The organism is Hyphomonadaceae bacterium ML37 (assembly GCA_027627685.1).
Lineage (GTDB): Bacteria > Pseudomonadota > Alphaproteobacteria > Caulobacterales > Maricaulaceae > Oceanicaulis.
Genome location: CP091241.1, coordinates 1,673,699 through 1,700,690 on the forward strand (window position 1 = coordinate 1,673,699; position 26,992 = coordinate 1,700,690).

The window sequence follows — 26,992 nt, forward strand, 5'->3', positions numbered from 1 at the left end:
CCGCGCCATGCCCGCATTCATCGTGAAATTCGCATTCGTCCTCGCCGTGTTCGGGTCGTTTGCAGCCGCGCCCGCCTTGGCGCAGGACAGCGCCTTCGACACGCGCGCCAGCCACGCCGTGATCCTCGATTATGAAACCGGCGCGATCCTGTTCTCCAAGAACGGCGATGCGCCCATGCCGCCGGCGTCCATGTCGAAACTGATGACCGCGCTGATGGTGTTCGAGGCGCTGGAGGACGGCCGCCTGACCCTGGATGACGAATTGCCGGTGAGCGAAACCGCGTGGCGCCGGGGCGGGGCGGCCTCGGGATCGTCCACCATGTTCCTCGAGCTCAACTCGCGCGCCACGGTACGCGATCTTCTGCAGGGCATCATCGTCCAGTCGGGCAATGACGCCTGCATCGTGGTGGCCGAGGCGCTGGGTGGCACCGAAGAGAATTTCGCCCTGATGATGACCGAGCGGGCGAGGGAGCTGGGTCTGGACACGGCCAATTTCGCCAACTCCACCGGCTGGCCCCATCCCGAGCACCGCATTTCGGCCCGGGATCTGGCCCGCCTGGCCCAGATCATCATCCGCGACTACCCGCAATATTATGAATTCTACGCCCAGCCGGTGTTCACCTATAACGGCATCCGCCAGTTCAACCGCAACCCGCTGATCGGGTCCATGACCGGCGCCGATGGGCTGAAGACCGGGCGCACGGACGAGGCGGGGTTTGGCCTGACCGCGTCGGCGGTTCGCGACGGCCAGCGCCGCATCGTGGTGTTCAACGGCATGGAGAGCGAGCGCGCCCGCGCCGACGAGGCCGAGCGCCTGATGCGCGCCGCCTTCACCGAGTTCGAGCTGGTCAATCTGGTCGAAGCGGGCGGTGAAGCCGGCCGCGCCGATGTCTATATGGGCCGCACGCCGGATGTAACATTGCGCGCCACGCAAAGCCTGAGCTTCGGCGTTCACCGCCGCGACCGGGCCGATGTGCGCGCCGAGATCGTCTATCAGGGCCCGCTGCGCGCGCCGATTGCCGAGGGTGACGAGGTGGCGCGCCTTGAAGTCACCACCCCGGACGGTCGCGTGTTCTCCGTGCCGCTGGAGGCCGCCGCTGATGTGCCGCGCAAGGGAATGTTCGGCCGGGCCGGAGACGGGCTGGTGCGCATCATCCGGGGCGGCTGACCCGCGTGCCTCGGGGATGCTTCATCACGCTGGAAGGCGGCGAGGGCGCGGGCAAGACCACGCTGGCGCGCGCCCTGAGCCAGGCGCTGACCGCACGCGGGCTGGAGATCGTGCTGACCCGCGAGCCCGGCGGCACGCCCAATGCCGAGGCGCTGCGCACGCTTCTGGTGGAGGGCGATGCCGGCCGGTGGTCGCCGGTGAGCGAGACCCTGCTTTTATACGCCGCGCGCGAGGATCATGTGCGCCGCCTGATCGCGCCCGCTTTGGAGCGCGGCGCGTGGGTGATCTGTGACCGGTTTTCCGATTCCACCCGCGCCTATCAGGGCGTGGCGGGCGGCCTCGACGCCGCGCGCATCGACGCCATCGAGACGGCGGCGCTGGGCCATTTCAAACCCGACCTGACCCTGATCGCCGATCTGGCGCCGGAGGCCGGGCTGGCGCGCGCGGCGGCCCGGGGCGAAGCGGTGACGCGCTTTGAGGCGAAGGATGCGGCGTTTCACGCCCGCCTGCGCGACGCGTTCCTGGCCATCGCATCCGCCGAGCCGGAACGCTGCGCCGTACTGGACGCCAGCCTCGCCCCGCAGGAATTGGCGCAGGCGGCGCTGGCGGTGATCGCCGAGCGGCTCGTCCTGCCATGAGCGAGACGCCGGAAGCCGATCGCGAAGGCGAGCTGCCTCATCCGCGCACGGTCTATGACCTATTCGGCCAGGACGCCGCCGCGGCGGCCATGGAGGACGCGCTGGCGCGCGGGCGCATGCATCACGCCTGGATGATCACCGGCCCCAAGGGCGTGGGCAAGGCGACGCTGGCCTGGCGCCTCGCCCGGCGCATGCTGGGCGCGCCGGCGGCGGGGCCGCAGCCTCTGTCCGCCGACCCGGCCCATCCGGCCTGCCGGCGCATCGAGGCGCTGTCGAGCTCCGATCTCCTGCTTATCCGCCGCCCCTACAATGACAAGACCGGCAAACTGAAATCGGAGATTCCGGTCGAAGAAACAAGGCGTGCGCCGGACTTCTTCTCCAAGAGCGCAGGCGAGGGCGGCTGGCGGGTCTGCCTCATCGACAGCGCCGATGAGCTCAACACCAACTCGGCCAACGCGCTTCTGAAAACGCTGGAAGAGCCGCCGCGCCGGGGCCTCCTCCTGCTGATCGTCAATGCGCCGGGGCGTCTTCTGCCGACCATCCGTTCACGCTGCCGGACGCTCGCCCTGCGCCCGCCGCCGGTGGACGCCACCACGCGATGGCTGACGGACATGCATGCCATAGACCCGGCGGAAGCCGCGCGGGCCGCGTCACTCGCCAATGGCGCGCCGGGCCGGGCGCTGGCGCTGGCCGCGTCGGGCGCAGCCGCGCTGAAAGATGTCATCGACAAAGCGCTGGGCCAGCTGCCCGAGATTGATCCGGCCGCCGCGCGCAAGCTCGCCGACAGCGCCGCCCGCAAGGACGGCGAGGCGGTGCGCCGCACGCTGATGGACTTCCTGATCGTCTATGTGCGCGACCGGGCGCGCCGCGCGGCGCTGGCGGGGCCGGGCGGGGCGGATGCCTGGATCGAGGCGGGCGATCAACTTACCCGGCTGGCCAGCGATACCGAAACGCTCTATCTCGACCCGCGCCAGTCCATTCACTACGCCCTCAGCCTCGTGCGCACCGCGGCCGCCAGCGGATAACCACGCCATGCTCATCGACACCCACGTCAACCTGCACGGGCCGGACTATGCCGGCGATCTGGACGCGGTGCTGGAGCGCGCGCGAGACGCGGGCGTGTCGCCCATGATCGCGATCTGCTGCAAGCTGAGTGATTTCAACGCCGTGTCGGCCATTGCTGACGCGCATGATGATGTGTGGTGCACGATCGGCGCCCATCCCCATCACGCCAAGGACCGGCCCGATATCTCGGCTGCTGAACTGGCGGAGATCGCGCGCCATCCAAAAGTCGTGGCGATTGGCGAGACGGGGCTGGATTTCCATTACAATTATTCAGCCGCCGAGGATCAGTACGCCAGCCTGCGCGCCCACATCGAGGCGGCGCGGATCACGGGCCTGCCGATCATTCTCCATTGCCGCGAGGCCGATACGCAGATGGCCGATCTTCTGGAGGCGGAGATGGAGCAGGGGGCGTTCAGCGCTCTCCTTCATTGCTATACGGGCGGCGAGGAACTGGCCCGGCGCGCGGCCGCGCTGGGCGTCTGGTTCTCCGCCTCGGGTATTATCAGCTTCAAGAATGCTGACGATGTGCGGGCGGTGTTTCGCGACGTGGTGCCGGACGACCGGGTGATCATCGAAACCGATTGCCCGTATCTGTCGCCGGTCCCCAAACGCGGCCAGCGCAATGAGCCGGCCTTCCTGCCACACGTGGCCGACGCACTGGGCGCGCTCCATGGCTGGAGCCGTGAGGAGACGGCGCAGCGCACCACGCGCAATGCGCTGGCGCTGTTTGACCGGATCCGTGTGGGCTGATGGCGGGAGTGCTGCGCGCGCGGATACTGGGATGCGGATCGTCCGGCGGCGTGCCGCGCATTGATGGCGACTGGGGTGACTGCGATCCGGCGGAGCCGAAAAACCAGCGTCTGCGCTGCAGCTTGTTGCTGGAAGCAGCCCAATCCGTTGAAGAATTGGTGTCGGGCGAGGTCACGCGCGTGCTGATCGACACATCGCCTGATCTGCGCGCCCAGCTGCTGGCGGCCCGCGTCGGCGACCTGGACGCTGTCGTGTTCACCCACGCCCATGCCGACCAGGCCCACGGGATCGATGATGTGCGCGCCATCGTCTACCGGCGCGGCGCAAGGCTGCCGGCATTCATGAGCCCGGCGACGCGGCGCGAGATCACCATGCGCTTTGACTATATCTTCCAAACCCCTGAGGGATCGTCCTATCCGCCGCTGATGACAGCGCATGACGTGGCGGGGCGCGAGGCGTTCACCGTCACCGGACCGGGCGGGGATTTGACCCTGTCACTGTTTGATGTGGAGCATGGACCCGCACCATGCAGCGGCGTCAGGGCCGGGGGCTTTGCCTATACGCCGGACGTGAGCGGCCTCGATGCGGCGGCGTTTGCGGCGCTCAAGGGCTCTGTCGTCTGGATCGTCGACGCCTTGCGCGACAAGCCGCATCCCAGCCACGCCCATCTGGCGCTGTCGCTGGACTGGCTGGAGACCGTCCGGCCGGAGCTTGGCGTGCTGACCAATCTGCACATTGATCTGGATTACCAGGCGCTGCGCGCGCGTCTGCCGGCCCATGTGCGGCCGGCCTATGACGGGATGGAAATCATTCTGGAGGACGGACGCCTGAGCCATGTCAGCCCGGCCTGAACGGCGTGCGGCGCCAGAAGGCACGGAATCAGGGCATCAAGCGTTGTGGCAGCCGTTATCGGATCCCGGCCTTCTCATAATATATCTTATGCGCAAAATATAGAGCGATCATGATGACCCCATCCACCGACGTCCCCGCCAGCGCCGCGCCCCAACCGGCCGACGAAACGCGACACGCGCGCACTCCGGTGAATGACCCCACCGCCGGCCCCATGGCGCGCCTTCTCTCCATCATGGAGGCGCTGCGTGATCCGGACGGCGGCTGCCCGTGGGATCTGGAGCAGGACTTCAAGTCCATCGCGCCCTACACGCTGGAAGAAGCCTATGAGGTCTGCGACGCCATTGAGCGTGGCGATATGGACGATCTGCGCGAGGAGCTGGGCGATCTCCTGCTCCAAGTCGTGTTTCACAGCCAGATGGCGCATGAAGCCGGGCATTTCCGCTTCGAGGATGTCGCCGCCGGGATTTCCGACAAGATGGTCCGGCGCCATCCCCACGTGTTTGGCGATGGCGAGGAGCGCGATGCGGCCAGCCAGACCCGCGCGTGGGAGGCGCAAAAGGCTGAGGAGCGCGCGGAGAAAGGCGCAAACGACACCTCGCTGCTGGCCAACATCCCCCTCGCCCTGCCCGCGCTGGTGCGCGCGGAAAAGCTGACCAAACGCGCGGCGCGCGTCGGCTTTGACTGGCCGTCGGCTGACGAGGTGTTTCACAAGCTGGATGAGGAGCTTGGCGAGGTTCGCGAGGCCATTGCCTCAGGTGATCAGGACCATGTGGCCGAGGAGCTGGGCGATCTCCTCTTCGTCATCTCCAACCTCTCGCGCAAGCTGTCGGTGGACCCCGAAGCAGCCTTGCGCAGCGCCAACGCGAAGTTCGAGCGCCGATTCCGATGGATTGAACAACGCCTTGCCGCAGAAGGGAAAACCTGCATCGATGTCGATCTGGACGTGATGGAATCTCACTGGCTCGCAGCCAAGCTGGAAGAGCGCAAAAGCTGAGCGACGCGGCGCGTGGCGACCGCGTCAGGACCGCTCGCGAACCGCCTGGCCCAGCCCCGGAAACCGCGTGCAGAACCGGCCGGCATCCGCCTGGCTCAGCCGCACCACGGCATGGACCAGTCCGGTATCGGCTTCCGAGCGTTCATCGAGAATTTCGCCATGCTCGTGGATCCAGGCCATGGCGGCCGCGTCTGACGGCCCAGCCTTCACGCGCAGGATGAAGTCGTCTTCCGACAGGGCGCTGTCTACGAGGTTCATCAGCGCCTCCACCCCGTCGCCGGAGACGGCCGAGGTGAGCACGGCATGGGGTTCTTCGGGGCGGTTGCTGGTCGCCCTTGCGCGCCACATCAGGTCTTCGCGTACATCCTCGTCCAGCCGGTCCGCCTTGTTCCAGGCTTCGATAATGGTCTGGCCCGACTGAGGCCCCGCGCCGAGCGCCTCGAGCACGTCGAGCACGTCGCGCTTGCGCCCCTCATTGTCGGGATCGGCCATGTCGCGCACATGGATGAGGACGTCGGCCTCCCTCACCTCCTCCAGCGTGGCGCGGAACGCCGCGATGAGTTCAGTGGGCAGATCGGTGATGAAACCCACTGTGTCGGAGATCAAAAGCTTGCGCCCGGACCCGGTGCGGATGGCGCGCACGGTCGGGTCCAGCGTGGCGAAGGGCATGTCCTTCGCGAGCACCTGCGCGCGCGACAACAAATTGAATAGCGTCGACTTGCCCGCATTGGTGTAGCCCACCAGCGCCACAGTCGGCCAGGGTGCAGCCTGACGGCTCTTGCGATGAAGCGTGCGCGTGCGCACGACCTCGTCGAGCTCGCGGCGCAACTTGGCCATCTTGTCGGAGATCAGGCGGCGGTCGGTTTCGATCTGGCTTTCGCCCGGCCCGGCCAGGAAGCCGCGTCCACCGCGCTGGCGCTCCAGGTGGGTCCAGGTGCGCACCAGGCGCGAACGCTCATAGGACAGGCGCGCCAGCTCCACCTGCAGACGGCCTTCGCGGGTCTGGGCGCGGCGTCCGAAGATTTCCAGAATCAGCCCGGTGCGGTCGACCACTTTGGCGTTCAGGCGCTTTTCCAGATTGCGCTGCTGTACGGGGCTGAGCGCGGTGTCGATGATCACCACGCCGGCTTCCAGCTCGGCGACGCGTTCGGCCAGCGCATCCAGCTTGCCGGAGCCGAAATAGGCGCCGGCATAGAGTTTGCGGACCGGTTCGATCCGCGCTTCGACCGTGACCAGATCCAGCGCCTCGGCGAGCCCGCAGGCCTCTTCCAGCCGCGCGTCAGCGCGTGCAGAATCCATCTTCGCGACCAGCGGCAGCAAGACCAGCGCGTGATCGGCCTGAGCCTGACGTTCGATCAATCAGCGTTCTCTTCGTCCGCCTCATCCTTGTCGAACAGCTGGACCGGCTGGCTCGGCATGATGGTGGAAATGGCGTGCTTGTACACCAGCTGGATCTGCCCTTCGCGGCGCAAGAGGACGCAGAAGTTGTCGAACCAGGTTACAACGCCCTGCAGCTTGACTCCATTGACCAGAAATATGGTCAAAGGCGTCTTGGTCTTGCGCACTGTATTCAGGAAGACATCCTGAAGGTTCTGTTTCTTATCGTTAGACATCAGCCCTGCTAAGCCCAGCTTGTCCGGCCGACGGCCGACCCACGACGCAACAGGTAACCACGGTTTCGCTGCACTGCAACCATGTTCACCTGCATCACGCAGGCTCAATCGCCCGCAAATATCACCCCCAGCGCCGCGAACGCCGCCAGAATTTCCAGCCGCCCGAGCACCATGAGCAAGATGGCGATCACCAGTCCTGCAGGCTGCATGCTTTCATACGCCGGCCCGGCCAGCGGTCCGGCATTGGCGATCGCCGCTCCCGCGGCGCGCCAGGCGTCCTCAAACCCGATGCCGGTGGCCGCGATCAGCACAGCCCCTGCCCCCAGCGCCACCGGGTAGGCCAGGGCATAGACAGCGACGCTGGCGAACGCGCTGTCGGTCAGCGTGCGGCCGCCATAGCGGCTGCGCACCGCGGCCGACGGGTGAGCCAGCAAGGTCACCTCGCCCCAGGCGCGGCGCATCAGGATCAGCACGCGGGTCATCTTCAGCCCGCCGGCCGTGGACACCGCCGATCCCCCGATCAGCGCCAGGAAGATCAGCACCGGAACGGGCAGAACAAAGTGCTGGGTGGCCTGAAACCCGCTGGTGGTGATCGCGAAAATCGTATCCAGCCCCGCCGGCAGCACGGCGCCTGCGCCGGCTGCCAGCCCGGCGATGGCGGCGATCGCCGCCGTCACCAGCGCCATGGCGCGCAGCTCGCCGGACGCCGTGCGGGCGCGATGGCGCACCAGAATCTCGTAAAAGGCGGCGAAGTTCCACGCCCCCAGCACGCACAGCAAGGCCAGCACAAAGATCGCCCCGGGCGCCAGCCACCCGGCCAGCGGTCCGCTCTGAGGCGCCAGACCTGCGGTCGACATGCCCGACAGCGCCAGACACAGCGCGTCGAACGCGTCCGCGCCGGCCGCCGCCAGCAGCACGAAGCCGGCGGCGGTGACCACCAGATAGGCCGCACCCAGACGCCTCAGGGCCGGCCCGAAATTGGTGAACAGATCTGCACGCTCGATGGTGAGCAGGCTAGTGCGCCGCAGTCCCGATCCGGTGTCTTCCAGCGCGGCGAACACCGTCACGGCCAGCACCAGACTGCCGAGCCCCCCGAACCAGGCCAGCAGGCAGCGCCACAGCACGCCGGCGCGCGACAGCTCTTCAGGCGCAAACAGGACGGCGCCGGTGGTGGTCAGCGCCGAATAGGCCTCGAACACGCCGGTCATGACGTCTCGGGAGGCGGCCATGAGCGGCGGCGCAGCCAGCAGCGGCGCGACGAGCCACAGAAGCAGCGCCAGACGCAGAGAAGCGGACGCTGTGGCGGGTCTTGCCGTCCCGGCGGTGCCCGCCAGCGTGACGCCGCCGGCGAACACCCCGCCCAGTGCGGTCGCCAGAAAGCCTTCGGCCTCCAGGCGCGCGCCCTCTACCCACGCGAACAGGATAAACGGCGTGGCGGCCGCGCCGAGGAACAGCGCGCACCAGCCGAGCGCTCTGACAAGGCGCGGTGACTGGGCCATGACGCGTCCCCCGACCGGGTTAGAAGTATTGCAGGCTGACCCGGAACAATTGTTCGACCTTGGACACCGCGCCCTTCAGGGCGAAGAACACCACGCGGTCATTCTCTTCAATCTGCACCGGTTCCCGGGCGAAATGAACCGCGTCGCCCCGCACCAGCGCGCAGATCGCCACGTCCTCGGGCAGTTCCAGCGCATTCAGGGATTTGCCCACCAGCGGCGAGGTCGCCAGCGCCACGCCTTCGAGCGCTTCAGCCGCGCCTCCGGCCAGCGATTGCAGGCCGGTGATCCGGCCGCGCCGGATATGCTGGAGAATGGTGGAGACCGTCACCTCGCGCGGGTCGATCATGACATTGACGCCCAGCGCGCCGCGCACCGACTTGAACGCCTCTTCATTGACCAGGCAGACCGAGCGCTCGGCCCCCTCGCCCTTGGCCATCACGGCGCTCAAAAGATTGACCTTGTCGTCATTGGTCAGGCACAGGGCGAGCTCTGCATCCTCAATACCCGCCTCGCGCAGGATGTCGCGGTCCATGCCGTCGCCGTGCAGCACCACGGTCTTGCGCAGCACATCCGCCGCGCGCTCGGCTTGGGCCTTGTCGCGCTCGATGATTCGCACCCGCACGCCGCTGACGCGCTCCAGAGCGCGCGCCACATAGAGCCCGATATTGCCCGCGCCCACGATCACCACGCGCCGGGCGCGCTGAGCCGAACGCCCGAACACATCCAGCGCGCGCTTCACATGGGCGGCCTGGACGCTGACATAGGCGTCATCGCCGGGCATGAGCTGGTCGGTGGCGCCGGGGATGAAGATCGTCTTGTCGCGCTGAATGCCCACCAGATCGAACCCCAGATCGGGGAACAGCTCCAGCAGCTGATCGCGAGAACTGCCCGCCACCGGCGACTGCTCATCGACACGCAGGCCGAGAATCTGGACGCGCGAATTGGCGAACGGCGCGGTGGCGAAGGCGCCGGGGGTCTCCAGCCTCTGCAGGATGGACCGGCTCACCTCCAGTTCGGGCGAGATGGTGACATCAATGGGCAGGCCGCCGGTGGAGAACAGATCGCCCCAGCGTTTGTCGAGATAGCTCTGGGCGCGCACCCGCGCGATGCGCGTGGGCGTATCGAACAGGGTCTTGGCGACCTGGCAGGCCACCATGTTGGTTTCGTCCGAATAGGTGACCGCGACCAGAAGATCGGCATTGGCGATCCCGGCGCGTTCCAGCACGTCCGGATGGGCCCCATGGCCGACCACGCCGCGCACATCGAGATCGGTGGTCACCTTGTCAATGAGCTCGCGCGACCAGTCCACCACGGTGACGGCATTGCCCTCGCTGGCGAGCTCACGCGCAATCCCGTGACCGACGCGTCCGGCGCCGCAGACCACCGCTTTCATGACTGGGCGTCCGCGTCAGGATCGTCGCCCTCTCCGCGTCCCGGCTCGGCCACGCCCAGCGTCTTGAGCTTGCGATGCAGCGCCGAGCGCTCCATGCCGATGAAGGACGCCGTGCGCGAGATATTGCCGCCGAACCGGCTGATCTGCGCGCGCAGATATTCCCGCTCGAAGCTTTCGCGCGCATCGCGCAGCGGCAGGGCGATCATGCGCTCGGCGTCGAGGCCCGTGCTGGCGCTGGTGGAACGGCCCGCCACCTCGCCCGGCAGATGATCCAGCGTCACCGGCTCGTCGGGACTTCCAGACGCCAGGATCAGCAGGCGCTCCACGTTATTACGCAGCTGGCGCACATTGCCCGGCCAGTCATGGGCCTGCAGCGCGGCCATGGCGTCCTCGCCGATGCGCCGGCGCGGCAGGCCGGTCATGGCGGTCAGGCGTTCGATGAAATGCTCCACCAGATGCGGGATGTCGTCGCGGCGCTCGGCCAGGGTCGGGATCTCGATGGGGACCACCGCCAGGCGGTGATACAGATCCTCGCGGAACCGGCCCTTGCTGATCAGGCTGCGCAGATCACGCGCCGTGGACGACAGCACGCGCACATTCACTTCCACATCCGCCGCGCCGCCCACGCGCCGGAAGCGTTGTTCCACCAGCATGCGCAACAGCTTGCCCTGGGTCGCCAGCGGCATGTCGCCGACCTCATCCAGGAACAGCGTCCCGCCATGGGCCGCTTCCAGATGCCCGGTGCGCTCCACCACGCCGTCGCGCTCGGCGCCGAACAGCTCCAGCTCCACCCGGTCAGGATCCATCAGCGCGGCGCTGACGGGGACGAAATCGCCCTTGGCGCGGCTGGAGGCCGCGTGGATCATGCGCGCGATCAACTCCTTGCCCGTACCCGGCAGTCCGGAGATCAGCACGCGCGAATTGGTCGGCGCCACCCGGTCTATGGTCTGGCGCAAGGTGAGGATCGCCGCCGAACGGCCCACCAGATCGGTCTGCATCTCAGAGCGCGCGCGCAGTTCGGCATTCTCCCGGCGCAGCTGGCTGGCTTCGAGGGCGCGTTCGACCGTGATGAGCAACTTGTCGGATTTGAACGGCTTTTCGATGAAATCGTAGGCGCCTTTGCGGATGGCCGCCACAGCCGTCTCGATGGTGCCATGGCCTGAGATCACAACCACGGGCAAAAGCGGATCGGTGCGCTTGATCTCGTCCAGCAGCTCGATCCCGTCCAGCCGCGAGCCCTGAAGCCAGACATCAAGAATGGCCAGCGAGGGCCGGCGCTGGCGCACGGCGGCCAGCGCACTGTCGGCGTCGCCGGCATAGCGCGCCTCATAGCCCTCATCCTCCAGAAGCCCGCCGATGAGCTCCCGGATATCGGCCTCGTCGTCCACGATCAGGATATCCCGCGACATCAGTATTACGCCTCCGCACGCGCTTGCGGGCTGTCGAGCCCGGCACGCGTTTCAAGCAAGGGAAAGGCCAAACGCACGACAGCGCCGGTGTCACCCGGCGCGGGATCGTCCAGATCAAGGCGTCCGCCATGATCCTCCATCACGCGCCGTACGATGGCCAGGCCCAGCCCCGTGCCCTTTTCGCGTGTGGTCATATAGGGCTCGGTCAGGCGCGCCTTGTCGGCCACCGGCCAGCCGAGGCCATCATCACGCGCCTCGATGAAACCGAAGCCCTCGTGTTCAAACACCCGTACCGCGATCTGGCCCGGCGCCTTGGCGCTGTCGCGCTCCATGCGCGAGGCGACGCTTTCGGCGGCGTTTTTCAGGATATTGGCCAAAGCCTGGCCCGCCAGTCGGGAGTCGCACTCCACCAGCGGCCCGGGTTCCGGCCCGTCCAGGGTGAGCCGGATGGACGGAGACGCTACGCGCTGCGCGAAAACGGCCGAGCGGGCAATCTCGCTCAGGTCCGCCGCCTCCATCTTGGGCGCAGGCATGCGGGCGAAGGATGAGAATTCGTCGACCATGCGCCCGATATCGCTGACCTGACGCACAATCGTGTCGATGCAGCGGTCAAAGATCTCCAGATCATCCTCATTGACCGTGCGCCGGTATTTGCGCCGCAGGCGTTCGGCTGAAAGCTGGATGGGGGTGAGCGGGTTCTTGATTTCGTGGGCGATGCGCCGGGCCACATCGCGCCAGGCCGCATTGCGCTGGGCGCCGACCAGACGGGTGACATCGTCAAACGTCAGCACCACGCCGCCCTCTTCGTCGGGACCTGCGCGCACATTCAGATTCATCACCGCGCCGTCGGCGTTGGGGATGTCGATCTGGCGCTCGGCGATTTCATAAGGCCGGCGCGCCACCTCATCGACCACGTCCAGAAACACTGACGCGCCCTCTTCCAGAGGCTGGCCCACCAGCTCCTCGGGCTCATGGCCCAGCATCTGGGCGCCCGCGCGATTGATCAGGGTGATGCGCATCTGTGAGTCAAGACCGATCACCCCGGCGCTGACGCCGGTCAGCACGGCCTCGATAAAGGCGCGGCGGCGTTCGTTTTCGGTATTGGTCTCCAGCAGCGCCTTTCGCTGGCTGGAGAGCTGGCGGGTCATGCGGTTGAAGGCGCGGCCCAGCGCCGCGATCTCGTCATCCTCGCGCGCCACATGCACCCGCACGTCCAGATCGCCGCGCCGCACGCGCTCGGCGGCAGACACCAGCCTGCTGACCGGCGCCGTCACCCGCTGGGATGCGCTGAGCGCCAGCCAGACTGCGCCGATAAAGATCAGGATCGCCGCCAGCGCGTAGACGATGAAGAAGCTGCCGCGCATCTGTTGCTCGCGCTGCACCGCCTCGCGGAAGGACGCAATGGCCGCCTGGGGCGCCGACAGCAGCGAAAAGTCCTCGTACCAGACGACATAGAGATAGGCGTCGCCATATTCTGGCATGGCGATCAGCAGGCGCAGATAGTCAGGCGCATCGGGGCGCGTCACCGGATCGGAGGCGCCGATATCGCCGTCATTGGCCACTTCGAACATGAAACGGGTCGGCGCGGCGAAGGCCGGCGTATCGGGCGCCTCGTCGCTGCGCGCCAGCACCGTGGCCTGACTGTCGATCACATAGACCGCCGGAAAATTGCGCAGCATCGCCTGCTGGGTCAGGTAGTTACGATAGAGAATGCGGCTTTCCTGCAGACCCTGCACCGCCGCCGGGTCGGACAGGTCTTCAGCCAGCGAGCCCATCTGCAATTGCACAAAGCTCAGCGCCACATTGGGCCATTCGCGGCCCAGCTCGGCCGACGCGTCGACCAGGGTGGTCACCCGTTCCCCAAACCAGAATTCAATGCCGCGATTGAGCACCAGGGCGTGAAAGCCCGCCATCAGCACCGCCGGCGCAATGGCCGCCACGGCGAACAGGGTGATGAAGCGCATCTGCAGGCGCGGCACGGGTTCGGCGAATTTGCGCCCGCGCAGCTGGCGGCCCAGACGCAGGGCGACCGCGATGGCAAGGCCGGCGACCACCAGAATCGTGATGGCCAGCAGGGATCGGAATAACAGACCGGTGGGCTCCCAGACCGTGCCGGCGCTGACCGACATCAGGGCCAGCGCGATCACGCCGCCCGCCGCCATGACGAACACGACGGCGAAGACCGATATCCGCCGAATGGCTGCAGGCGCGGACAGCGCTGTGGTCAAAGAGAGACTCCCGTATCCTAGCCAGAGAGATCATGACCGAGCTGTGGCCGGGATTCAACACCTGTGACGTTCAGGACGCAGTCTCGCCATCCAGCCCCAGCGCGGCAAGCCGGCGGGCGAAGGTATTGCGGTTCATGCCCAGGCGCTGGGCCGCGTCCTGACGCACCCCGCCCGCGGCTTCCAGCGCGGCGTTCAGGGCCGCGCGCTCGGCGGTTTCCAGCACATCGCGCAGCGAGTCAGCAGATCCCGCGGCCCAGGCCTGCGCGAGGCGGCGCACGGCTGCGTCTTCCAGCGCTTCGCGCGCATCCGGCGGCGTGGGGCCGGCCATGGCCCGCGCGATCTCGTCCGGGCCCACCTCACCGCGCAGACCTTGCGCCCGGATGCGCTGCGCTGTCCGTTCGATCTGCAGCACCTCGCCCTCCCAGGCTTGCGCGTTCACGAAGGCAGCGCCCTCGGGGCTGAGCGTCCAGCCGCCCTGCCCACCCTGTTCCAGGAACCAGGCGAACAGCCGCGCGCGGTCATCGCCGCGCGCCCGCACCGATGGAAGATTGACATACCCCACCGCCAGACGCTCGATCAGGGCCCGGGGCAGGTGATCGCGCACGCCGGCAGACGCAGTCGCGATCAGGCGGGGCGACGACGCCCCGGGGGCTTCCAACGCCTCCAGCACCCAATCCTGCACATCGTCTGCCCACCGTTCAGCCCGGCGCATCAGCAACACCCCGCCCGCCGCCTCACTCAGCAGCGCCGGTCCATCGCGCCGCGCCCGGTCCGGCCCGGCCTCGACCAGCGGAGCGGACGTTCCGGACTGGCGGTGCAGCCAGCGGCCCGCCGCCGCACGACCGGCCCCTTCAGGCCCGGTGATCAGCACCGGCGCAGACGTGCGCGCCAGCCGGGCCAGCGCCTGAAACGCTTCCTGCATGGCCGGGGCGCGCCCTACCAGGCCGGACATGTCCTCTTCGCGGGCAGAGGTCCGTGGGCCAGCAGGTCTCAGCGCTTTGTCAAGAATCTCCACCAACTCATCGAGATTAAACGGCTTTGGCAGATACTCGTAGGCGCCGCGCCGGGCCGCGCCCAGCGCTGTGGCCGCTGTTGTCTGCGCGCTCATCACGACAACCGGGGCATCGGGGCGCAGGCGGGCGAGCTCGTCCAGCCGGTCGAGAAAATTCTCCCGGCCGAGCAATACATCGGCCACCAGAGCATCGGCTTCACGCCGGATCATCCGGTCCATGGCTGTATCGGGCGAGGCCGTGGCGCGCACGTCGAACCCGGCGCGCGACAGGGCCTTGGAGATCACAAAGCGCAGCGAGTCGTCGTCTTCCAGCACCAGCACGCGTCGTGTCATGGGGCCTCGCTCCCGGCGTCGCGCAGATAGAGATGGAACACGGTCCGTCCCGGGCGGCTGTCAAACTCCACCCCGCCGCCATGAATGTCCGCGATGCGCGCCACCAGGGCAAGGCCGAGCCCCTCGCCCGCCGGTTTGCCGGTCACGAAGGGGTTGAACACGGCGTCACGCAAAGCCTCCGGCACGCCAGGGCCGTCATCATGGACCGAGATTTCAAGACGCGCATCGGGCGCCGGCGCGCCGGGCCGTGGCTGGCGATAGCGTGTGGTGACCACCACATCGCCTCCGTCATCGCCCAACGCCTCAGCAGCGTTGACCAGAAGGTTGAGGACGGCCTGCAGCACCAGATCCCGGTCGGCCAGGGCATCGGGTATGGACGGATCAAACCGCTCCTGCCAGCTCACCTGCGCGCCCGAGCTGGCCATGGCCGAGCGCACGGCTTCGCGCACCAGCACATGCAAATTCACCGGGGCGAAGTCCTGTGGCGCGATATCCCCGATATGGCACCAGCGCTCGGCGATCCGGCGCGCGCGGTCGGTCTCTGTCATGATCAGCTGGGCGAGCTCACGGGTCTCTTCATCCCCGCCCGCCGCGATCAGCTGCGCCGCCCCGCGCGCGCCGGCCAGCGGGTTTTTCAGCTCATGGGCCAGCATGCGGCCGAACCCGGCCGCGGCGCTGGCTGCCGTGTCGCCGCGCGGACTGGCCGAGCTTTCCGGCCAGGGACGCAGGCTCAGGCACGCGCCCTCACCGTCCGGCGCAGCGTCCACCGCCAGACGCATGGGCCCGTCCTGCGTCGCGACCGGCAGATCATGGGCGAACACCTCGCGCCCTTCCGCAATGGCGCGCAGGGCCAGCGGGGCCGCTGCAGCGCCCGCCGGCCCGCATGAGGCGAGCAGTTGGCCGGTCAGCCGGCGTCTGGAGCGTCCGAACAGGATTTCAGCACGCGGATTCACGTGCACCACAACCCCCTCACCATCGACGAGAACCAGCCCGACCGGGGCCGCCTCGCCCAGCCGGTCTCCCGCCTCGCCTGTCATGCGGCGGCGCGGTCGCAGTGTTGCGTCACGAACATGTCCATGGCCACACGCACCTCGTCCGCCGTGCGCGGCTGGCACACACTGGCCCGCCAGGCGCGGGCGGCGTCCACGTCGCCGATGGCCCAGTCGATGAAGCTCGCCAGATGCTTGCGCATCATGCGCACGCCCAGCTCCTCGCCATACAGCGTCACGCTGTCGCTCAGCGCCTCGCACAGCGACTGTGCGCCGACAGTGACCGGCGGCTCGCGCAAATCACCGCCATCCATCAGCGCATCGGCGATGGCGCCGGGCAACCAGGGGCGGCCCTGAGAGGCCCGCCCGATCATGACGCCGTCCGCCCCCGATTGGGCCAGCGCCTCGCGCGCATCGTCTGGCGTGGCGATATCGCCATTGACGATGACGGGAATGCTCACCGCCTCACGAATCGCGCGCACGGCGGCCCAGTCGGCAACGCCCGTATAGAACTGCTGGCGCGTGCGGCCATGAATGGTGACCATCGCCGCGCCTGCGCGTTCGGCCCTCGCGGCCAGATCGGGCGCGTTCAGGCTGTCATGGTCCCAGCCGAGGCGCATCTTCACCGTCACAGGCTTCGACGTGGCGCCAATTGTCGCCTCGATCAGGCTCTGGGCGTGATCGAGATCGCGCATCAGCGCTGACCCCGACAGGCCCTTCGTCACCTGCCGCGCCGGGCAGCCCATATTGATGTCGATGATATCGGCGCCGGCCTCTTCGGCCAGTTTCGCGCCGACGGCCATCCATTTGGCTTCGCGCCCGGCCAGCTGGATCACGTGTGGTCCGCAGCCGCCATCGGCCTTCATGCGCCGGATCACGTCCTTGCGGCCCTGGGCCAGCGTCTCGCAGGCGACCATCTCGGTCACCACCAGCCCGGCGCCGAAACGCCAGGCCTGGCGCCGAAACGGCCAGTCGGTGACGCCCGACATGGGCGCGAGCACAACCGGCCGGTCCACCTGGACCGGGCCGATCTTGAAACTGTTCAGGGCTGCGCCGCGCTTGGTCATGCATGAGCAGATAGCCTGTCTGGACGCGCGCGGCCAGACGCCTTAACGGAATGGCCGAGGACTTGGGCCTGCAAATGGGGAGAGCATTGTGACGGTGCGATTTTCCGCCTGCATCATGGCCGCCGGGAGCGGTGAACGCGCCGGAGGCGGCCAGCCCAAGCAGCTGCGCACGCTGGCCGGACGTCCCGTTCTCGCCTGGAGCGCGCAGGCGCTGGCCGATCATCCCGCTTGCGATGAGCTGATCGTCGTCCATGCGCCGGGCCAGCGCGAAGCCATCATGGCCGCATTGGGCGATCTCTCCGCGCGCGCCCGGTTTGCGTCCGGCGGCGCCACGCGCTCGGCTTCGGTGCGCGCAGGCCTCGCGGCGGTCACAGGCGAGCATGTCCTTATCCACGATGCCGCGCGGCCTTTCCTGACACGGCAGACGATTGACGCGCTTCTGGAGGCTCTGGCGCACGCCCCCGGCGCTGTGCCGGCTCTGCCCGTAGCGGATGCGCTGGCGCGTGAGGCAGACAACGGCCTGACGCCGGTGGGACGTGACGGGCTGATGCGCCTGCAGACGCCGCAGGCGTTCCGCACTGACGCCCTGCGCGCTGCGTTCGACGCCGCGGACGGCGCCGGCTTCCCCGACGAGACCGCGCTGGCCCGCGCCCACGGGCTGGAGGTGCGCGCCATCCCCGGCGACGAAATGAACTTCAAGCTGACCTGGCCGGCGGACTTCGACCGCGCCGAGCGCCTGATGGCCAGGCCCGCAACCGAAACCGTGACCGGATCGGGCTTTGACGTGCACCGCCTGGCGCCGGGTGATGGCCTGCATCTGTGCGGCGTGTTCATCGCCAGCAATCTGCGCCTGGTGGGCCATTCGGACGCCGACGCCGGCCTGCACGCCCTCACCGACGCGGTGCTGGGCGCCGCCGGGCTTGGCGATATCGGCGATCACTTCCCGCCCAGCGACATGCAGTGGAAGGGCGCGGACTCGGCCCGTTTCCTGACCCACGCGCTGGAGCTGGCGGGAGAGGCCGGGCTGGCGCCGGTCCATTGCGACGTCACCCTGATCTGCGAACGCCCGAAGATCGGCCCGCACAAGGGTGCCATGAAGGCGCGCCTCGCCGCCCTGATGGGGCTGCGGCCAGAACGCGTGAACATCAAGGCCACCACCACTGAAGGCCTCGGCTTTACCGGGCGCGGGGAAGGGCTGGCGGCCCAGGCCGTGGTCACGATGAGGACGCGATGAACGTGAAGATGTCCCAACAAGTCCTTGATCGGGCGCGTGAATCCGGGGTCATAATCACGGCGGCGGAAAGCTGCACGGGCGGGCTGGTGATGGCGGCGCTCACCGATCCGGCGGGCGCGTCAGACGTCGTGGATCGTGGCTTCGTCACCTATTCCAACGCCGCCAAGAACGAGATGCTGGGCGTCGCGCCAGAGCTGATCGAAGCGCACGGCGCGGTGTCGCAAGCTGTGGCGCAGGCGATGGCCGAGGGCGCGCTGGCGCGTTCGAACGCCGGCCTCGCCGTGTCGATCACCGGCATCGCCGGACCCGGCGGCGGCTCGGCGGACAAGCCGGTGGGACTGGTCTGGTTCGCTCTGGCGCGCAATGGCGAACCGACACTCACGCTGGAAAAGCGCTTCACAGATCCCACCCGCGCCGGCGTGCGCGCGGCCAGCGTTGAGACGGCGCTTGAGCTGCTCAGAGACGCCCTCGCCTAGGACGGCCGGCGGGAATTGCGCGACCAGACCCGGCGCATCAGGGCCATGGCCTCGGGGCTGTGAGACAAGGTCATGGAATCCTCGCGCGCCTCATAGGGCCGCCAGCCATGGGTCCAGCGGAATGCGGCCCAGTTCGCCCCCGCCGCTTCGAACGCCATGATCCGGTCTTCCAGATAATCGGTGAGGTCGGGCGCATAGCGCACCGCGCCAAACTCCATCATGGCCCAGGGCCCCAGCGCGGGGTCCGGGCGCGTCAGCGCATCATACCTGGCGCTGAAGCCCAGCCGCTCGTTCGGCTCCTGATGGGTGTAAGTCCAGGGCTCGTAATCATGCAGGGCCAGGATCGGCCCCGGTCCCACGGCGGCGCGCAGATCGGCCGCGTGGGCGGTGCGCGCCCAGCGGTCGGGGCTGAGCAGGAGCGGCGTCACCCGGTCGGCGTCCGCCGCCGTCACTGCGCCGGCGATACGCGCCGCGAACGGCTCCCACACGCCGCCATGGCCTTCGTCAATGCCGTTGGGTTCGTCCATCGCCACCACGCCCGCCAGCGCCGGATGGCCGCCAAATTCGCGCAGCGTCCACACCACCATCTGCGCCCAGGCGGATTGCGCCGCTTCGCGCGTCCACACTGAAACGTCATAGAGCTCGGCCGGAAACCAGGTCTCGTCCGGGTGAAACGCAAACGCGCTGCGTCCCGGCCCCGAACGCAGGCACAAGACCGTAAACAGCCCGCGCGCCCGGCAGCGATCCAGCCACAGCCCGATATGATCGACAATCGCGGGATCAACCCCGTAGGGCGCGGATTCCGCAAACGGTCCCGGCCCCGACCAGCTGATCAGATTGGCGCCCGCCTGCGCCAGCTCATCCAGCGCTTCGTCGGTCACCGGCGCGCCCACCACGCCGGAGCCCAAAAACTCTCCGCCATCCAGTGACGGATACACCCGGCGCTGCACGATCACCGCGCCGCGCAAATGCGGCCCATCGGCCATGGACCACAGATCGCGCTTGTTCGAGTTCAGGCGCAGGCCCGCGGGAACCGCCTGCGCCGTGCCCGCCAGCATCACCCCCGCGCCAGCCCCCGACAGTAGCGTGCGCCGAGTGATCATGCCGCGTGAAATCCGGCGATCAGATCGATGCGCCGGAACGCCTTGCCCGGAAGGCGACCCACCACACCCAGCGGCAATTGTTCGGCGCGTTGCTCCAGCGCCCGCGCCGCGCGCTGCACGGCCAGCGGCGCGCCCTGCCCGGCGAAGCCGCTCACCAGACCGATCTGCCAGCTGGCCAGCTGGGCTTTGAAGTCATAATCGCCGGGGCCCAGATGCACCTCGGTCACGCCATCCGCCGCCATGGCTTCACATATCTCCATCAGCAGGGCGAGGCCGGGACCGAAGCTTGAAAACTCAGGGTCATAGACCGGGAACCAGTAGTGCAGCACCGATCGCGTGCGCATGCCCACATGGACTGCGGCGAGCCGCCCGCCAATCTCCAGGCTCGACACCTGAAGGCGGCAATCATGCGCCTTGATGTTATTGAGCAAGTCATTCGTCCAGCGCACAGAAAATGCATCGAATACCCCGGTGCGCTTGTATTGCGTTGACTTCCAGGCCAGCGCCGCCGCCAGCACCTCGGGCCGGTCATCATCGATGCGGAATTCAAACCCGCCCTCGGCTCCTTCCAGCTTGCGCCGCCGGGCGCGCAGATTGCGGAAGGCCTTGGCGTCAATCGCCGCGCGCGCCTCGACAAACGCGTCAAAGCCGCCGGACAGATCAATCACCCAGCTGCCGTCATGATTCAGCGCGTGGCGCCGGAACGGCGCCTGGCCCGCCAGCGCGCCATAGAAGCCATAGACGCCCACGCCGCCTGCTTTGAGCATCTCGCCCAGATCCAGGTCGATTCCGGGCGCGGCGATCAGGCCGTGATGATCGCCCAGCGGCCCGGCCAGCGGACGCGCATGACCCATCAGCCCGGCATGGAGCGGCAGGAACGCGACAACTGTCCCGCGCTGGCGCGCCGCCAGCACGCGCACATCGCGGCGCGCGGCGCCCACCGCGTCCAGAAAGCCAAGCGAGAAATACGGGCTGGCGAGCGCCGGGTCCGCGTCGATAAAGCTCTGCCACGCCTCGCGCTCAGCGGGTGTCAGGTCGTTCGGCTTTACCGCGGTCACGTTCAGCATGGCGTCGCATCCAATCGGAGCCCGACCTGTTCTGATCCGGGTCTGGTTAAGGGCGTCTTCAGCCCGATCATGCATGCTTCATTCCAATCGGTTTTGACGGCAGGTCGCTTGCATGCATGGCGGTCACATCACTCCTGGACGTATCATGCTGAACCGCCACCTCCTCGCCTACCTCCCGGTCTACGCCGCCCAGGCCGTCGTGGGCTTTGGCGCCGTGATCGTGTTCACGCGCCTGCTGAGCCCCGAGGAATATGGCCGCTACATGCTGCTGCTGGCGGGCGCGGCGCTGATCGGCACGGCCGTGTTCACGTGGCTCGATGCCGCCGTGGCGCGCCACCACGCCCGCTGCGATGCGCGCGGGCGGCTTCCGGGCCACACCTTCACGGCCTGGCGCATCTACGGAACCCTGGCCCTGATCGCGGCTGTCATCGCTGGCGCGGCGATCGCTTTCATCCCCATTGACGGCGCCTTGCGCACCGCCTGCGCCTTTGCGCTGGCCCATACCATCATCCGCTCCGGCGTCACGCTGGCGCTGGAAACCCGCCGCGCCGCGCGTCAGGCGGGCCGCTATAGCGCCATGGAAAGCTTTACGCTCACCGCCGGATTCGCGCTGGGCGTGGCGTTCGCCCATGCAGGGCTCGGCGCTGCAGGTCCATTCGCGGGCATGGCGCTGGCGGGGCTCGTCATTTTGCTGATCGATGCGCCGGTCCTGCTGTCGCGCGCCAAACGTGACCGCGCCGACGGCCCGCGCGCGATGGCCTATTTCGCCTATGGCGGGCCGGTGGCGTTCTCGCTGATTTTCGAGCATTTGCTGTCGGTGGGCGACCGCTTCCTGATCGCGGGCTTTATGGGCGAGGCGTCGGTGGGCGCCTACGCCGCCGGTTACGCCGTGGCGGACCGCTCCCTGTCGATCATCTTTCTGTGGCTCGGGACCACCACCGGACCCTTGCTGGTCGCCGCGCTGGAGCATCAGGGCCGCGCCGCCGCCCAGGCCGTGGCCCGGCGTACGGGCGCGCTCATGGGCCTTTTGGGCTTTCCCGCCGCTGTCGGGCTGGCGCTGGTGGCCGAGCCTGTCGCGCGCTGGCTGATCGGGGCGGAGATCGCGGGCGAGGCCGCGCGCATCATCCCCTTCATCGCCCTGTCCGGCCTGATGAATGGCATCATGACCTTCTATTTCCACGAGGCCTACGTGCTGGGCCGTAAACCCCGCGCCATGGCCGTGGTGATGACCGGCGCAGCGGCGCTCAATCTGGGGCTCAACATCATCCTGATCCCGCTTCTGGGGCTGACCGGCGCGGCGCTGGCCACGGTCATCGCCTATGGCGCGGCGCTGGCTGTGTGCATCGTGCATGGCCGCACCGTCTTCGCCCTGCCCATCCCCGTCTCTGACTGGGTGCGCTCGGGCGGCGCGGCGCTGGTGATGGGCGCGGTGATTCTCGCCCTGCCGTCTCTGGAGAGCGCACCAGCCGAGCTGGCGCTGAAGATCGGCGCCGGGGCTGGCGTCTATGGACTGCTCGCCCTGGCGCTCGACGCAGCGGGCTGCCGGACCCTCATCGCTGCGCCTGTCCTGGCGCGCCTGACCGGGGTGCGCGCATGAGCGGCGCCATGAGGGAAACCGTCAATGAGGCCGCACGGCGCACGACAACCCCGATCCTGTCCGTGCTGGTCCCAACCTATCGTGACGATCCGCGCCCGCTGCTGGCGGCGCTGGCCGGCGACGCCTCTGATGAAGTGGAAGTGATCATCTATGAAGACGGCGCGCCCGATGCGGACCTGTCCGAAGCCCTGCGCGCCGCCGTGCTCTATACGCCGATCCCGGCGCGCCTGATCACGGCGCAGATCAATCTGGGACGCTCTGCCGCGCGCAATCGCCTGGGCGGCATGGCGCGCGGAGACTGGCTGCTGTTTCTCGACGCCGACATGCGCCCGGCTTCGCGCTTCCTGCCGCGCTGGATCGACATTCTCACCCAGACCGGCGCAGACGCCGTGTTCGGCGGCTATGAGCCATGTGCGCCCGCCAGCCCCGCCGAAGCCGTGCATGCGGCGCTGGCCCATGCCTCGGACGTGCGCAGCGCGGTGGAGCGCAATGAAATCGGCGCCGTGGCGGTGTGCTCGTCGAACCTCGCCGTGCGCCGCAGGTTTTTCGCGCAAGTCCCTTTCGACGAAACCTATTCAGGCTGGGGCTGGGAGGATGTGGACTGGGCGCTGCGCGCCGCTGAAGCCGGGCGCGTCGCCCATGCCGACAACCCGGCCGGGCATGGCGGACTGGAGCCGGTAGAGCGCCTGCTAGCCAAATTCGGCGCTGCGGGACCGAACTTTGCGCGCCTGCTGGCGAGGCATCCGGACTACGCGAGCCGCCCCGGTGCGCGTCTGGCTCTGACGCTCAAGCGCTGGCGTCTGGCCGCGCCTGCGCGTGCCGTTGGCGCGATGATTGCACGGTTTGGAATCCTGCCCGTGCGGGCGCGCGCGCTCGGGCTCAAACTGTTTCGCGCCGCAGCCGCCGCCGGGGATCTGCCATGACCATGACCGCCATCGCGCCATACACGCCTGCTGGCGGTCTTGAGGGCAAGCTGCGCCGCCTGTCCGCCCGGCTTCTGGGCGTGTCGCCCCTCACCGTCTCGCTGGACAAGCCGCTGATCAGTTTCAGCTTTGATGACTTTCCGCGTTCGGCGGGTGAAGCCGGCGCCGATATCCTCGAAGCCTCGGGCTGGCGCGCCACCTATTACGCGGCTGGCGGGTTCGCGGGCGGGGTGACCCATCTGGGCGAGATGTATGATTTTGACCAGCTCTCCGATCTGGCGGCGCGCGGGCATGAGATCGCCTGCCACACCTATGCCCATCCCGATCTCTCGCGCCTGAGCGCCACCGGCGCGCTGGCCGAATGCGCGCGCAATCGCGATACCCATGCGCGCCTCAAGAACACGAGACCGTTTGAAACTTTCGCCTTTCCCTATGGCGAAGCGACGCCAGCGGCCAAGCGCGGTCTGCTGGGCGTGTACCGCGCCCTGCGCGGCGTGCGGCCTGGCGTCAATCGCGGGCGGGTGGATCGCGGTTTGTTGAAAGCCGTGCCACTGGATGGCGGCGAGTTTGGCCTCGCCCGCGCCCTGCGCGCCATCGCCGATGTGCGCGCGCAGCCGGGCTGGCTGATCTTCTACGGCCATGATGTGCGCAACAGCCCCAGCGAATGGGGCTGCTCGCCGCGCTTCCTCGAAACGGTGTGCCAGGCCTGCGAGGGACTGGACGTGCGCCCGGTGGCGCGCGCGCTCGATCATGTCGAGACGAAGGCATGACGCAGCTTGCCGTCCTCATCCCGACATTTCGCCGCCCGGACAGTCTGGAGCGCGCCCTGCGCAGCGTCTTCACTCAGACGCGCACGCCTGACGAGATCATTGTGTCTGACAACGACCCGGCCGGATCGGCGCGGGACCGCGTCGCGGCCCTGCAGGCGGACGCGCCCTGCCCGCTCATTTATGTGCATGCGCCTCAGCCTGGCGTCTCCAACGCCCGCAATGCCGGGTTCGCCGCCACCAGCGCGCCGCGCATAGCCCAGCTCGATGATGATGAAAGCGCGCCGCCGCACTGGCTGAGCGCCCTTGAAGCGGCGCATGCCGCCACGGATGCCGGCGTGACCTTCGGCCCGGTACATGCTTTGGCCTCCAACGCCGGACCGGTGCTCTGCGCCTGGCTGACTCGGCTTTATTCGCGCGCACCGGGTCACGCCGCCGGGCTCATCGCAAAGCCCTATGGCTGCGGCAACAGCCTGATCGACCGGGACCGCTGCACCCTGCCCGCCCCGGTGTTCGACGCCGCCGCCAACGAGATGGGCGGCGAGGACGATATCCTGTTCACGGCGCTGGCCAGCAAGGGCGTGCGCTTTGCCTGGGCGCCGCAGGCCGAGGTGATCGAGCATGTTGAGGCGTCGCGCGCCACATTCGGCCACGCCGCCCGGCGCAGCTTCGCCTATGGTCAGGGTCCCAGCCAGACGGCCCTGAAATCAAGGCGCCTTGACGCTCTGGCGGCCTGGATCGCCGTGGGCGCAGCGCAGGCGGTGACCTTCACCCTCGCCCTGCCCGTGGCGCTGATCGTAGGACCCGCGCCGGCGGCCGCCTGCCTCGACCGGCTGGTGCAGGGCGCGGGCAAGATGGTGTTCTTCGACTTTGCCGCGCCGCGCTTTTACGGCGCAGCCGCCCGTCAGCCCTGATCGCGGCCCGCCGCCAGCTTGGCGAGCGTCATGGACAAGAGCAGCCAGACAAATCCGTTCTGCTGCAACAGATTGCTCTCTGACAGGCTGATCACCCCCCAGGCCGCCAGAAATGGCAGCGCCCAATAGGCCTCGACGCCACGCAGCAGCCGCCCGGCGCTGCGCCCCAAGCCCGCCAGATACACCCAGGTCGCCAGCAGCGTGCCGGGGATACCCAGCGCCAGCGCCGTCTCCAGCCAGGCATTGTGGGCGGTGGGCACCGGCCAGGCCGTGGTCTGGCGCACCCAGTGCACCGGACCGTCATCCACCTCCCAGAACGCGCCATAGCCGAACCCGGTCCAGGGACGCTGGGCGATGGCGTCGCCCAGCGCGATCCAGATATCGGTGCGTCCGGTCAGGGTGGCGTCACGTCCCAGCAGCTCCAGCACCACGCCAGGACCGATGACGGCCACAAAACCAGCGGCGATGACCCCACAGACCAGTCCCATGACCCCCAGCGAGGCAAAACCGAACCCGCGCCGGACCAGCGCAATGGCCAGCGGTCCCCCCACTGCTATCCCTGTGGCGATAAAGGCGGTGCGCGAGGTCGCCAGCACCACCAGCGCCAGCGCCAGCGGGATCAGCGCCAGCCAGATCCAGCGCTCGCCTTGGGTTTTGGCGCAGAAAGCCGCCGCGAGAAACGCCAGCGCGCCCCAAGCCATCATGGCGCCCAGCGTGTTCTTCTCCCACCACAATCCCCGCCAGGCGCCCGGATGCACCTCCTGCATCACGCCAAACCCCGGAACCAGCGCCCCGGCCAGCAGACTGCCGACCGCGAGGATCGAAAACGTCAGCGCAATCAAACGGATAAGGTCACGCCAGTCATAGCGCGCCGCCAGCCACAACCCGAAGGCCAGCGTCATCACCACGCCCAGCCCGCGGCGGACAGACACCTCCGGATCAATCGACCACAGCGCCGACGCCATGGTCAAAACACTGAGTAGAATCAATGGCCAGGACCGCATCGCCACCCGCCACACCGCCCCCGGCGACAGGGCGATAAGGATGAGCGTCAGCGCATAGACCGGCGGCCAGACCAGCCGCAATGCCTCCGCATCATCCGGCCGCGCCGGGTCCGCCAGCAAGGGCGCCAGAAGCGCATTTGAGTAGAGCAGCAAAGCACTTAGCGCCAGGCCAGCCTCGATAACCGGCCAGAGGGTCAGGCGCGGCGCAGCCTCGCGCCACCGCGCGGCCTGCGCCAGCGCGCTCATGAAACAGCCTTTAGATCCACCCGGTTGACCACCACGCCCAGCACCCGCCCGCCCGACGCCTCGACGCGGCTGGCGAGGGCCTCGGCCTGGGACCGCCTTGTGCTGCTGGCGTCTCCGACCAGCACCACCCCTTCCAGATCACGCGCCATGGCGGTGACGGCGGGACTGCCCGACGGCGCATCGAGTATCGCCAGACGGCACGCCCGGCGGGCCTTGTCCCAGTAGTCCGGCGAAGACCGAAAGACGACACGGCGCACCGAGCCCGGTTCTCGTTCAAAGCGGGAAATGAAGATCCGCTCGCCATCGGGACGGCGCAGCGCCAGCCGCCCGGCGCCGTCCGGATCACAGCGCCAGAAGCGCGATCCCTGCAAGCTGCCTTCATACCCGTCGGCGCTGAACGCGGCGCCAGCTGATTGGGGATTGCGTGCGAAATCAAGATCGTAGAGCCAGACCTGCCCATCGGCGAGACGGGCGCAACGATGAGCCAGCGCGCGGGCGATGAAGGACGCGCCGGCGCCGGGCGCGACGGGAACCACCATCACCGCCGCCCCGCGCGCACCGCGCGAGACAAGGGTTCGGGCCAGCCCGTCCAGTTCCAGTTCCAGTGTCATGCGCGCGCCTCAAGAAGAGTGTTAACCGTAGGGGCGAACT

At 68.2% G+C, this 26,992-nt stretch carries 25 protein-coding genes; 12 read left to right on the forward strand and 13 right to left on the reverse strand.

Annotated features, from left to right (window positions below):
- The first annotated feature begins 7 nt into the window (after positions 1-7).
- From L2D01_08225 to mazG, 6 genes are all read left to right on the forward strand, one after another.
- The gene (locus L2D01_08225) at positions 8-1,168 is read left to right on the forward strand and encodes a D-alanyl-D-alanine carboxypeptidase (protein ID WBQ08886.1); all 1,161 of its coding nucleotides are present in this window, start codon (positions 8-10) and stop codon (positions 1,166-1,168) included.
- A 5-nt stretch (positions 1,169-1,173) separates the two neighbouring features.
- Positions 1,174-1,806, forward strand: a complete 633-nt coding sequence (gene tmk, locus L2D01_08230; protein ID WBQ08887.1) for a dTMP kinase — start codon at positions 1,174-1,176, stop codon at positions 1,804-1,806.
- Positions 1,803-2,831, forward strand: coding sequence for a DNA polymerase III subunit delta' (locus L2D01_08235; GenBank protein WBQ08888.1), 1,029 nt, complete (start codon positions 1,803-1,805; stop codon positions 2,829-2,831). Before tmk ends, L2D01_08235 begins: the two co-directional genes overlap by 4 nt.
- 7 nt (positions 2,832-2,838) lie before the next feature.
- Complete coding sequence (locus tag L2D01_08240) at positions 2,839-3,621, forward strand: TatD family hydrolase (GenBank protein WBQ08889.1); 783 nt, start codon at positions 2,839-2,841, stop codon at positions 3,619-3,621.
- A complete protein-coding gene (locus L2D01_08245) occupies positions 3,621-4,472 on the forward strand; it encodes an MBL fold metallo-hydrolase (GenBank protein ID WBQ08890.1) in 852 nt (283 codons plus the stop codon). The genes L2D01_08240 and L2D01_08245 overlap by 1 nt, the downstream gene beginning before the upstream one ends.
- Before the next feature lie 110 nt (positions 4,473-4,582).
- Positions 4,583-5,467, forward strand: a complete 885-nt coding sequence (mazG, locus tag L2D01_08250) for a nucleoside triphosphate pyrophosphohydrolase (protein ID WBQ08891.1) — start codon at positions 4,583-4,585, stop codon at positions 5,465-5,467.
- Between the two features lie 24 nt (positions 5,468-5,491).
- Here mazG and hflX read toward each other — a convergent pair whose 3' ends face one another.
- From hflX to dusB, 9 genes are all read right to left on the reverse strand, one after another.
- Entirely contained in the window at positions 5,492-6,826 is a 1,335-nt protein-coding gene (gene hflX / locus L2D01_08255; protein ID WBQ08892.1) for a GTPase HflX, read from the reverse strand.
- Positions 6,823-7,080, reverse strand: coding sequence for an RNA chaperone Hfq (gene hfq / locus L2D01_08260; GenBank protein WBQ08893.1), 258 nt, complete (start codon positions 7,078-7,080; stop codon positions 6,823-6,825). The genes hflX and hfq overlap by 4 nt, the downstream gene beginning before the upstream one ends.
- 104 nt (positions 7,081-7,184) lie before the next feature.
- A complete protein-coding gene (locus tag L2D01_08265) occupies positions 7,185-8,579 on the reverse strand; it encodes a hypothetical protein (protein WBQ08894.1) in 1,395 nt (464 codons plus the stop codon).
- Positions 8,580-8,598: 19 nt separating this feature from the next.
- Positions 8,599-9,972 carry a Trk system potassium transporter TrkA gene (gene trkA / locus L2D01_08270; protein ID WBQ08895.1) on the reverse strand — a complete coding sequence of 458 codons (1,374 nt, stop codon included), beginning with the start codon at positions 9,970-9,972 and terminating at the stop codon, positions 8,599-8,601.
- The gene (locus L2D01_08275) at positions 9,969-11,381 is read right to left on the reverse strand and encodes a sigma-54 dependent transcriptional regulator (GenBank protein ID WBQ08896.1); all 1,413 of its coding nucleotides are present in this window, start codon (positions 11,379-11,381) and stop codon (positions 9,969-9,971) included. The genes trkA and L2D01_08275 overlap by 4 nt, the downstream gene beginning before the upstream one ends.
- A gap of 5 nt (positions 11,382-11,386) precedes the next feature.
- Positions 11,387-13,609, reverse strand: coding sequence for a PAS domain-containing sensor histidine kinase (locus L2D01_08280; protein ID WBQ08897.1), 2,223 nt, complete (start codon positions 13,607-13,609; stop codon positions 11,387-11,389).
- 70 nt (positions 13,610-13,679) lie between these two features.
- The gene (locus L2D01_08285) at positions 13,680-14,954 is read right to left on the reverse strand and encodes a response regulator (protein ID WBQ08898.1); all 1,275 of its coding nucleotides are present in this window, start codon (positions 14,952-14,954) and stop codon (positions 13,680-13,682) included.
- Positions 14,951-15,991: an ATP-binding protein gene (locus L2D01_08290; protein WBQ08899.1), complete on the reverse strand. Its 1,041-nt coding sequence runs from the start codon at positions 15,989-15,991 to the stop codon at positions 14,951-14,953. Before L2D01_08290 ends, L2D01_08285 begins: the two co-directional genes overlap by 4 nt.
- Positions 15,988-17,010 (reverse strand): tRNA dihydrouridine synthase DusB, encoded by a 1,023-nt coding sequence (gene dusB / locus L2D01_08295; GenBank protein WBQ08900.1) that lies wholly within the window; start codon positions 17,008-17,010, stop codon positions 15,988-15,990. The genes L2D01_08290 and dusB overlap by 4 nt, the downstream gene beginning before the upstream one ends.
- A gap of 88 nt (positions 17,011-17,098) precedes the next feature.
- Here dusB and L2D01_08300 point away from each other — a divergent pair, with 88 nt between their 5' ends.
- Together L2D01_08300 and L2D01_08305 are read left to right on the forward strand one after the other, a co-directional pair.
- A complete protein-coding gene (locus L2D01_08300; protein ID WBQ08901.1) occupies positions 17,099-18,244 on the forward strand; it encodes a bifunctional 2-C-methyl-D-erythritol 4-phosphate cytidylyltransferase/2-C-methyl-D-erythritol 2,4-cyclodiphosphate synthase in 1,146 nt (381 codons plus the stop codon).
- A gap of 8 nt (positions 18,245-18,252) precedes the next feature.
- Positions 18,253-18,720, forward strand: coding sequence for a CinA family protein (locus L2D01_08305; protein WBQ08902.1), 468 nt, complete (start codon positions 18,253-18,255; stop codon positions 18,718-18,720).
- Here L2D01_08305 and L2D01_08310 read toward each other — a convergent pair.
- Together L2D01_08310 and L2D01_08315 are read right to left on the reverse strand one after the other, a co-directional pair.
- Positions 18,717-19,823 carry a glycoside hydrolase family 5 protein gene (locus tag L2D01_08310; protein ID WBQ08903.1) on the reverse strand — a complete coding sequence of 369 codons (1,107 nt, stop codon included), beginning with the start codon at positions 19,821-19,823 and terminating at the stop codon, positions 18,717-18,719. The genes L2D01_08305 and L2D01_08310 overlap by 4 nt on opposite strands.
- Positions 19,820-20,890, reverse strand: a complete 1,071-nt coding sequence (locus L2D01_08315) for a GNAT family N-acetyltransferase (protein WBQ08904.1) — start codon at positions 20,888-20,890, stop codon at positions 19,820-19,822. The genes L2D01_08310 and L2D01_08315 overlap by 4 nt, the downstream gene beginning before the upstream one ends.
- 145 nt (positions 20,891-21,035) lie before the next feature.
- Here L2D01_08315 and L2D01_08320 point away from each other — a divergent pair, with 145 nt between their 5' ends.
- Genes L2D01_08320 through L2D01_08335 form a run of 4 tightly spaced genes read left to right on the forward strand, consistent with a single transcriptional unit; the run spans position 21,036 to position 25,091 of the window.
- Positions 21,036-22,487 (forward strand): lipopolysaccharide biosynthesis protein, encoded by a 1,452-nt coding sequence (locus L2D01_08320; GenBank protein ID WBQ08905.1) that lies wholly within the window; start codon positions 21,036-21,038, stop codon positions 22,485-22,487.
- Between the two features lie 8 nt (positions 22,488-22,495).
- Positions 22,496-23,410 carry a glycosyltransferase family 2 protein gene (locus L2D01_08325; protein ID WBQ08906.1) on the forward strand — a complete coding sequence of 305 codons (915 nt, stop codon included), beginning with the start codon at positions 22,496-22,498 and terminating at the stop codon, positions 23,408-23,410.
- On the forward strand, positions 23,407-24,180 hold the full coding sequence (locus tag L2D01_08330; protein WBQ08907.1) for a polysaccharide deacetylase family protein: 774 nt from the start codon (positions 23,407-23,409) through the stop codon (positions 24,178-24,180). The genes L2D01_08325 and L2D01_08330 overlap by 4 nt, the downstream gene beginning before the upstream one ends.
- Positions 24,177-25,091 carry a glycosyltransferase family 2 protein gene (locus tag L2D01_08335; GenBank protein ID WBQ08908.1) on the forward strand — a complete coding sequence of 305 codons (915 nt, stop codon included), beginning with the start codon at positions 24,177-24,179 and terminating at the stop codon, positions 25,089-25,091. Before L2D01_08330 ends, L2D01_08335 begins: the two co-directional genes overlap by 4 nt.
- Here L2D01_08335 and L2D01_08340 read toward each other — a convergent pair.
- Together L2D01_08340 and L2D01_08345 are read right to left on the reverse strand one after the other, a co-directional pair.
- Positions 25,082-26,341, reverse strand: coding sequence for an O-antigen ligase family protein (locus L2D01_08340; protein ID WBQ08909.1), 1,260 nt, complete (start codon positions 26,339-26,341; stop codon positions 25,082-25,084). The genes L2D01_08335 and L2D01_08340 overlap by 10 nt on opposite strands.
- On the reverse strand, positions 26,338-26,952 hold the full coding sequence (locus tag L2D01_08345; GenBank protein ID WBQ08910.1) for a hypothetical protein: 615 nt from the start codon (positions 26,950-26,952) through the stop codon (positions 26,338-26,340). The genes L2D01_08340 and L2D01_08345 overlap by 4 nt, the downstream gene beginning before the upstream one ends.
- Between the last annotated feature and the right edge of the window lie 40 nt (positions 26,953-26,992).

Coding starts and splice junctions, on each gene's coding strand:
- L2D01_08225 (WBQ08886.1), top strand. CDS start 8: ATGCCCGCATTCATCGTGAAATTCGCATTCGTCCTCGCCGTGTTCGGG.
- L2D01_08235 (WBQ08888.1), top strand. CDS start 1,803: ATGAGCGAGACGCCGGAAGCCGATCGCGAAGGCGAGCTGCCTCATCCG.
- L2D01_08240 (WBQ08889.1), top strand. CDS start 2,839: ATGCTCATCGACACCCACGTCAACCTGCACGGGCCGGACTATGCCGGC.
- L2D01_08245 (WBQ08890.1), top strand. CDS start 3,621: ATGGCGGGAGTGCTGCGCGCGCGGATACTGGGATGCGGATCGTCCGGC.
- mazG (WBQ08891.1), top strand. CDS start 4,583: ATGATGACCCCATCCACCGACGTCCCCGCCAGCGCCGCGCCCCAACCG.
- hfq (WBQ08893.1), bottom strand. CDS start 7,080: ATGTCTAACGATAAGAAACAGAACCTTCAGGATGTCTTCCTGAATACA.
- L2D01_08265 (WBQ08894.1), bottom strand. CDS start 8,579: ATGGCCCAGTCACCGCGCCTTGTCAGAGCGCTCGGCTGGTGCGCGCTG.
- trkA (WBQ08895.1), bottom strand. CDS start 9,972: ATGAAAGCGGTGGTCTGCGGCGCCGGACGCGTCGGTCACGGGATTGCG.
- L2D01_08275 (WBQ08896.1), bottom strand. CDS start 11,381: ATGTCGCGGGATATCCTGATCGTGGACGACGAGGCCGATATCCGGGAG.
- L2D01_08285 (WBQ08898.1), bottom strand. CDS start 14,954: ATGACACGACGCGTGCTGGTGCTGGAAGACGACGACTCGCTGCGCTTT.
- L2D01_08290 (WBQ08899.1), bottom strand. CDS start 15,991: ATGACAGGCGAGGCGGGAGACCGGCTGGGCGAGGCGGCCCCGGTCGGG.
- dusB (WBQ08900.1), bottom strand. CDS start 17,010: ATGACCAAGCGCGGCGCAGCCCTGAACAGTTTCAAGATCGGCCCGGTC.
- L2D01_08305 (WBQ08902.1), top strand. CDS start 18,253: ATGTCCCAACAAGTCCTTGATCGGGCGCGTGAATCCGGGGTCATAATC.
- L2D01_08310 (WBQ08903.1), bottom strand. CDS start 19,823: ATGATCACTCGGCGCACGCTACTGTCGGGGGCTGGCGCGGGGGTGATG.
- L2D01_08315 (WBQ08904.1), bottom strand. CDS start 20,890: ATGCTGAACGTGACCGCGGTAAAGCCGAACGACCTGACACCCGCTGAG.
- L2D01_08320 (WBQ08905.1), top strand. CDS start 21,036: ATGCTGAACCGCCACCTCCTCGCCTACCTCCCGGTCTACGCCGCCCAG.
- L2D01_08325 (WBQ08906.1), top strand. CDS start 22,496: ATGAGGGAAACCGTCAATGAGGCCGCACGGCGCACGACAACCCCGATC.
- L2D01_08330 (WBQ08907.1), top strand. CDS start 23,407: ATGACCATGACCGCCATCGCGCCATACACGCCTGCTGGCGGTCTTGAG.
- L2D01_08335 (WBQ08908.1), top strand. CDS start 24,177: ATGACGCAGCTTGCCGTCCTCATCCCGACATTTCGCCGCCCGGACAGT.
- L2D01_08340 (WBQ08909.1), bottom strand. CDS start 26,341: ATGAGCGCGCTGGCGCAGGCCGCGCGGTGGCGCGAGGCTGCGCCGCGC.
- L2D01_08345 (WBQ08910.1), bottom strand. CDS start 26,952: ATGACACTGGAACTGGAACTGGACGGGCTGGCCCGAACCCTTGTCTCG.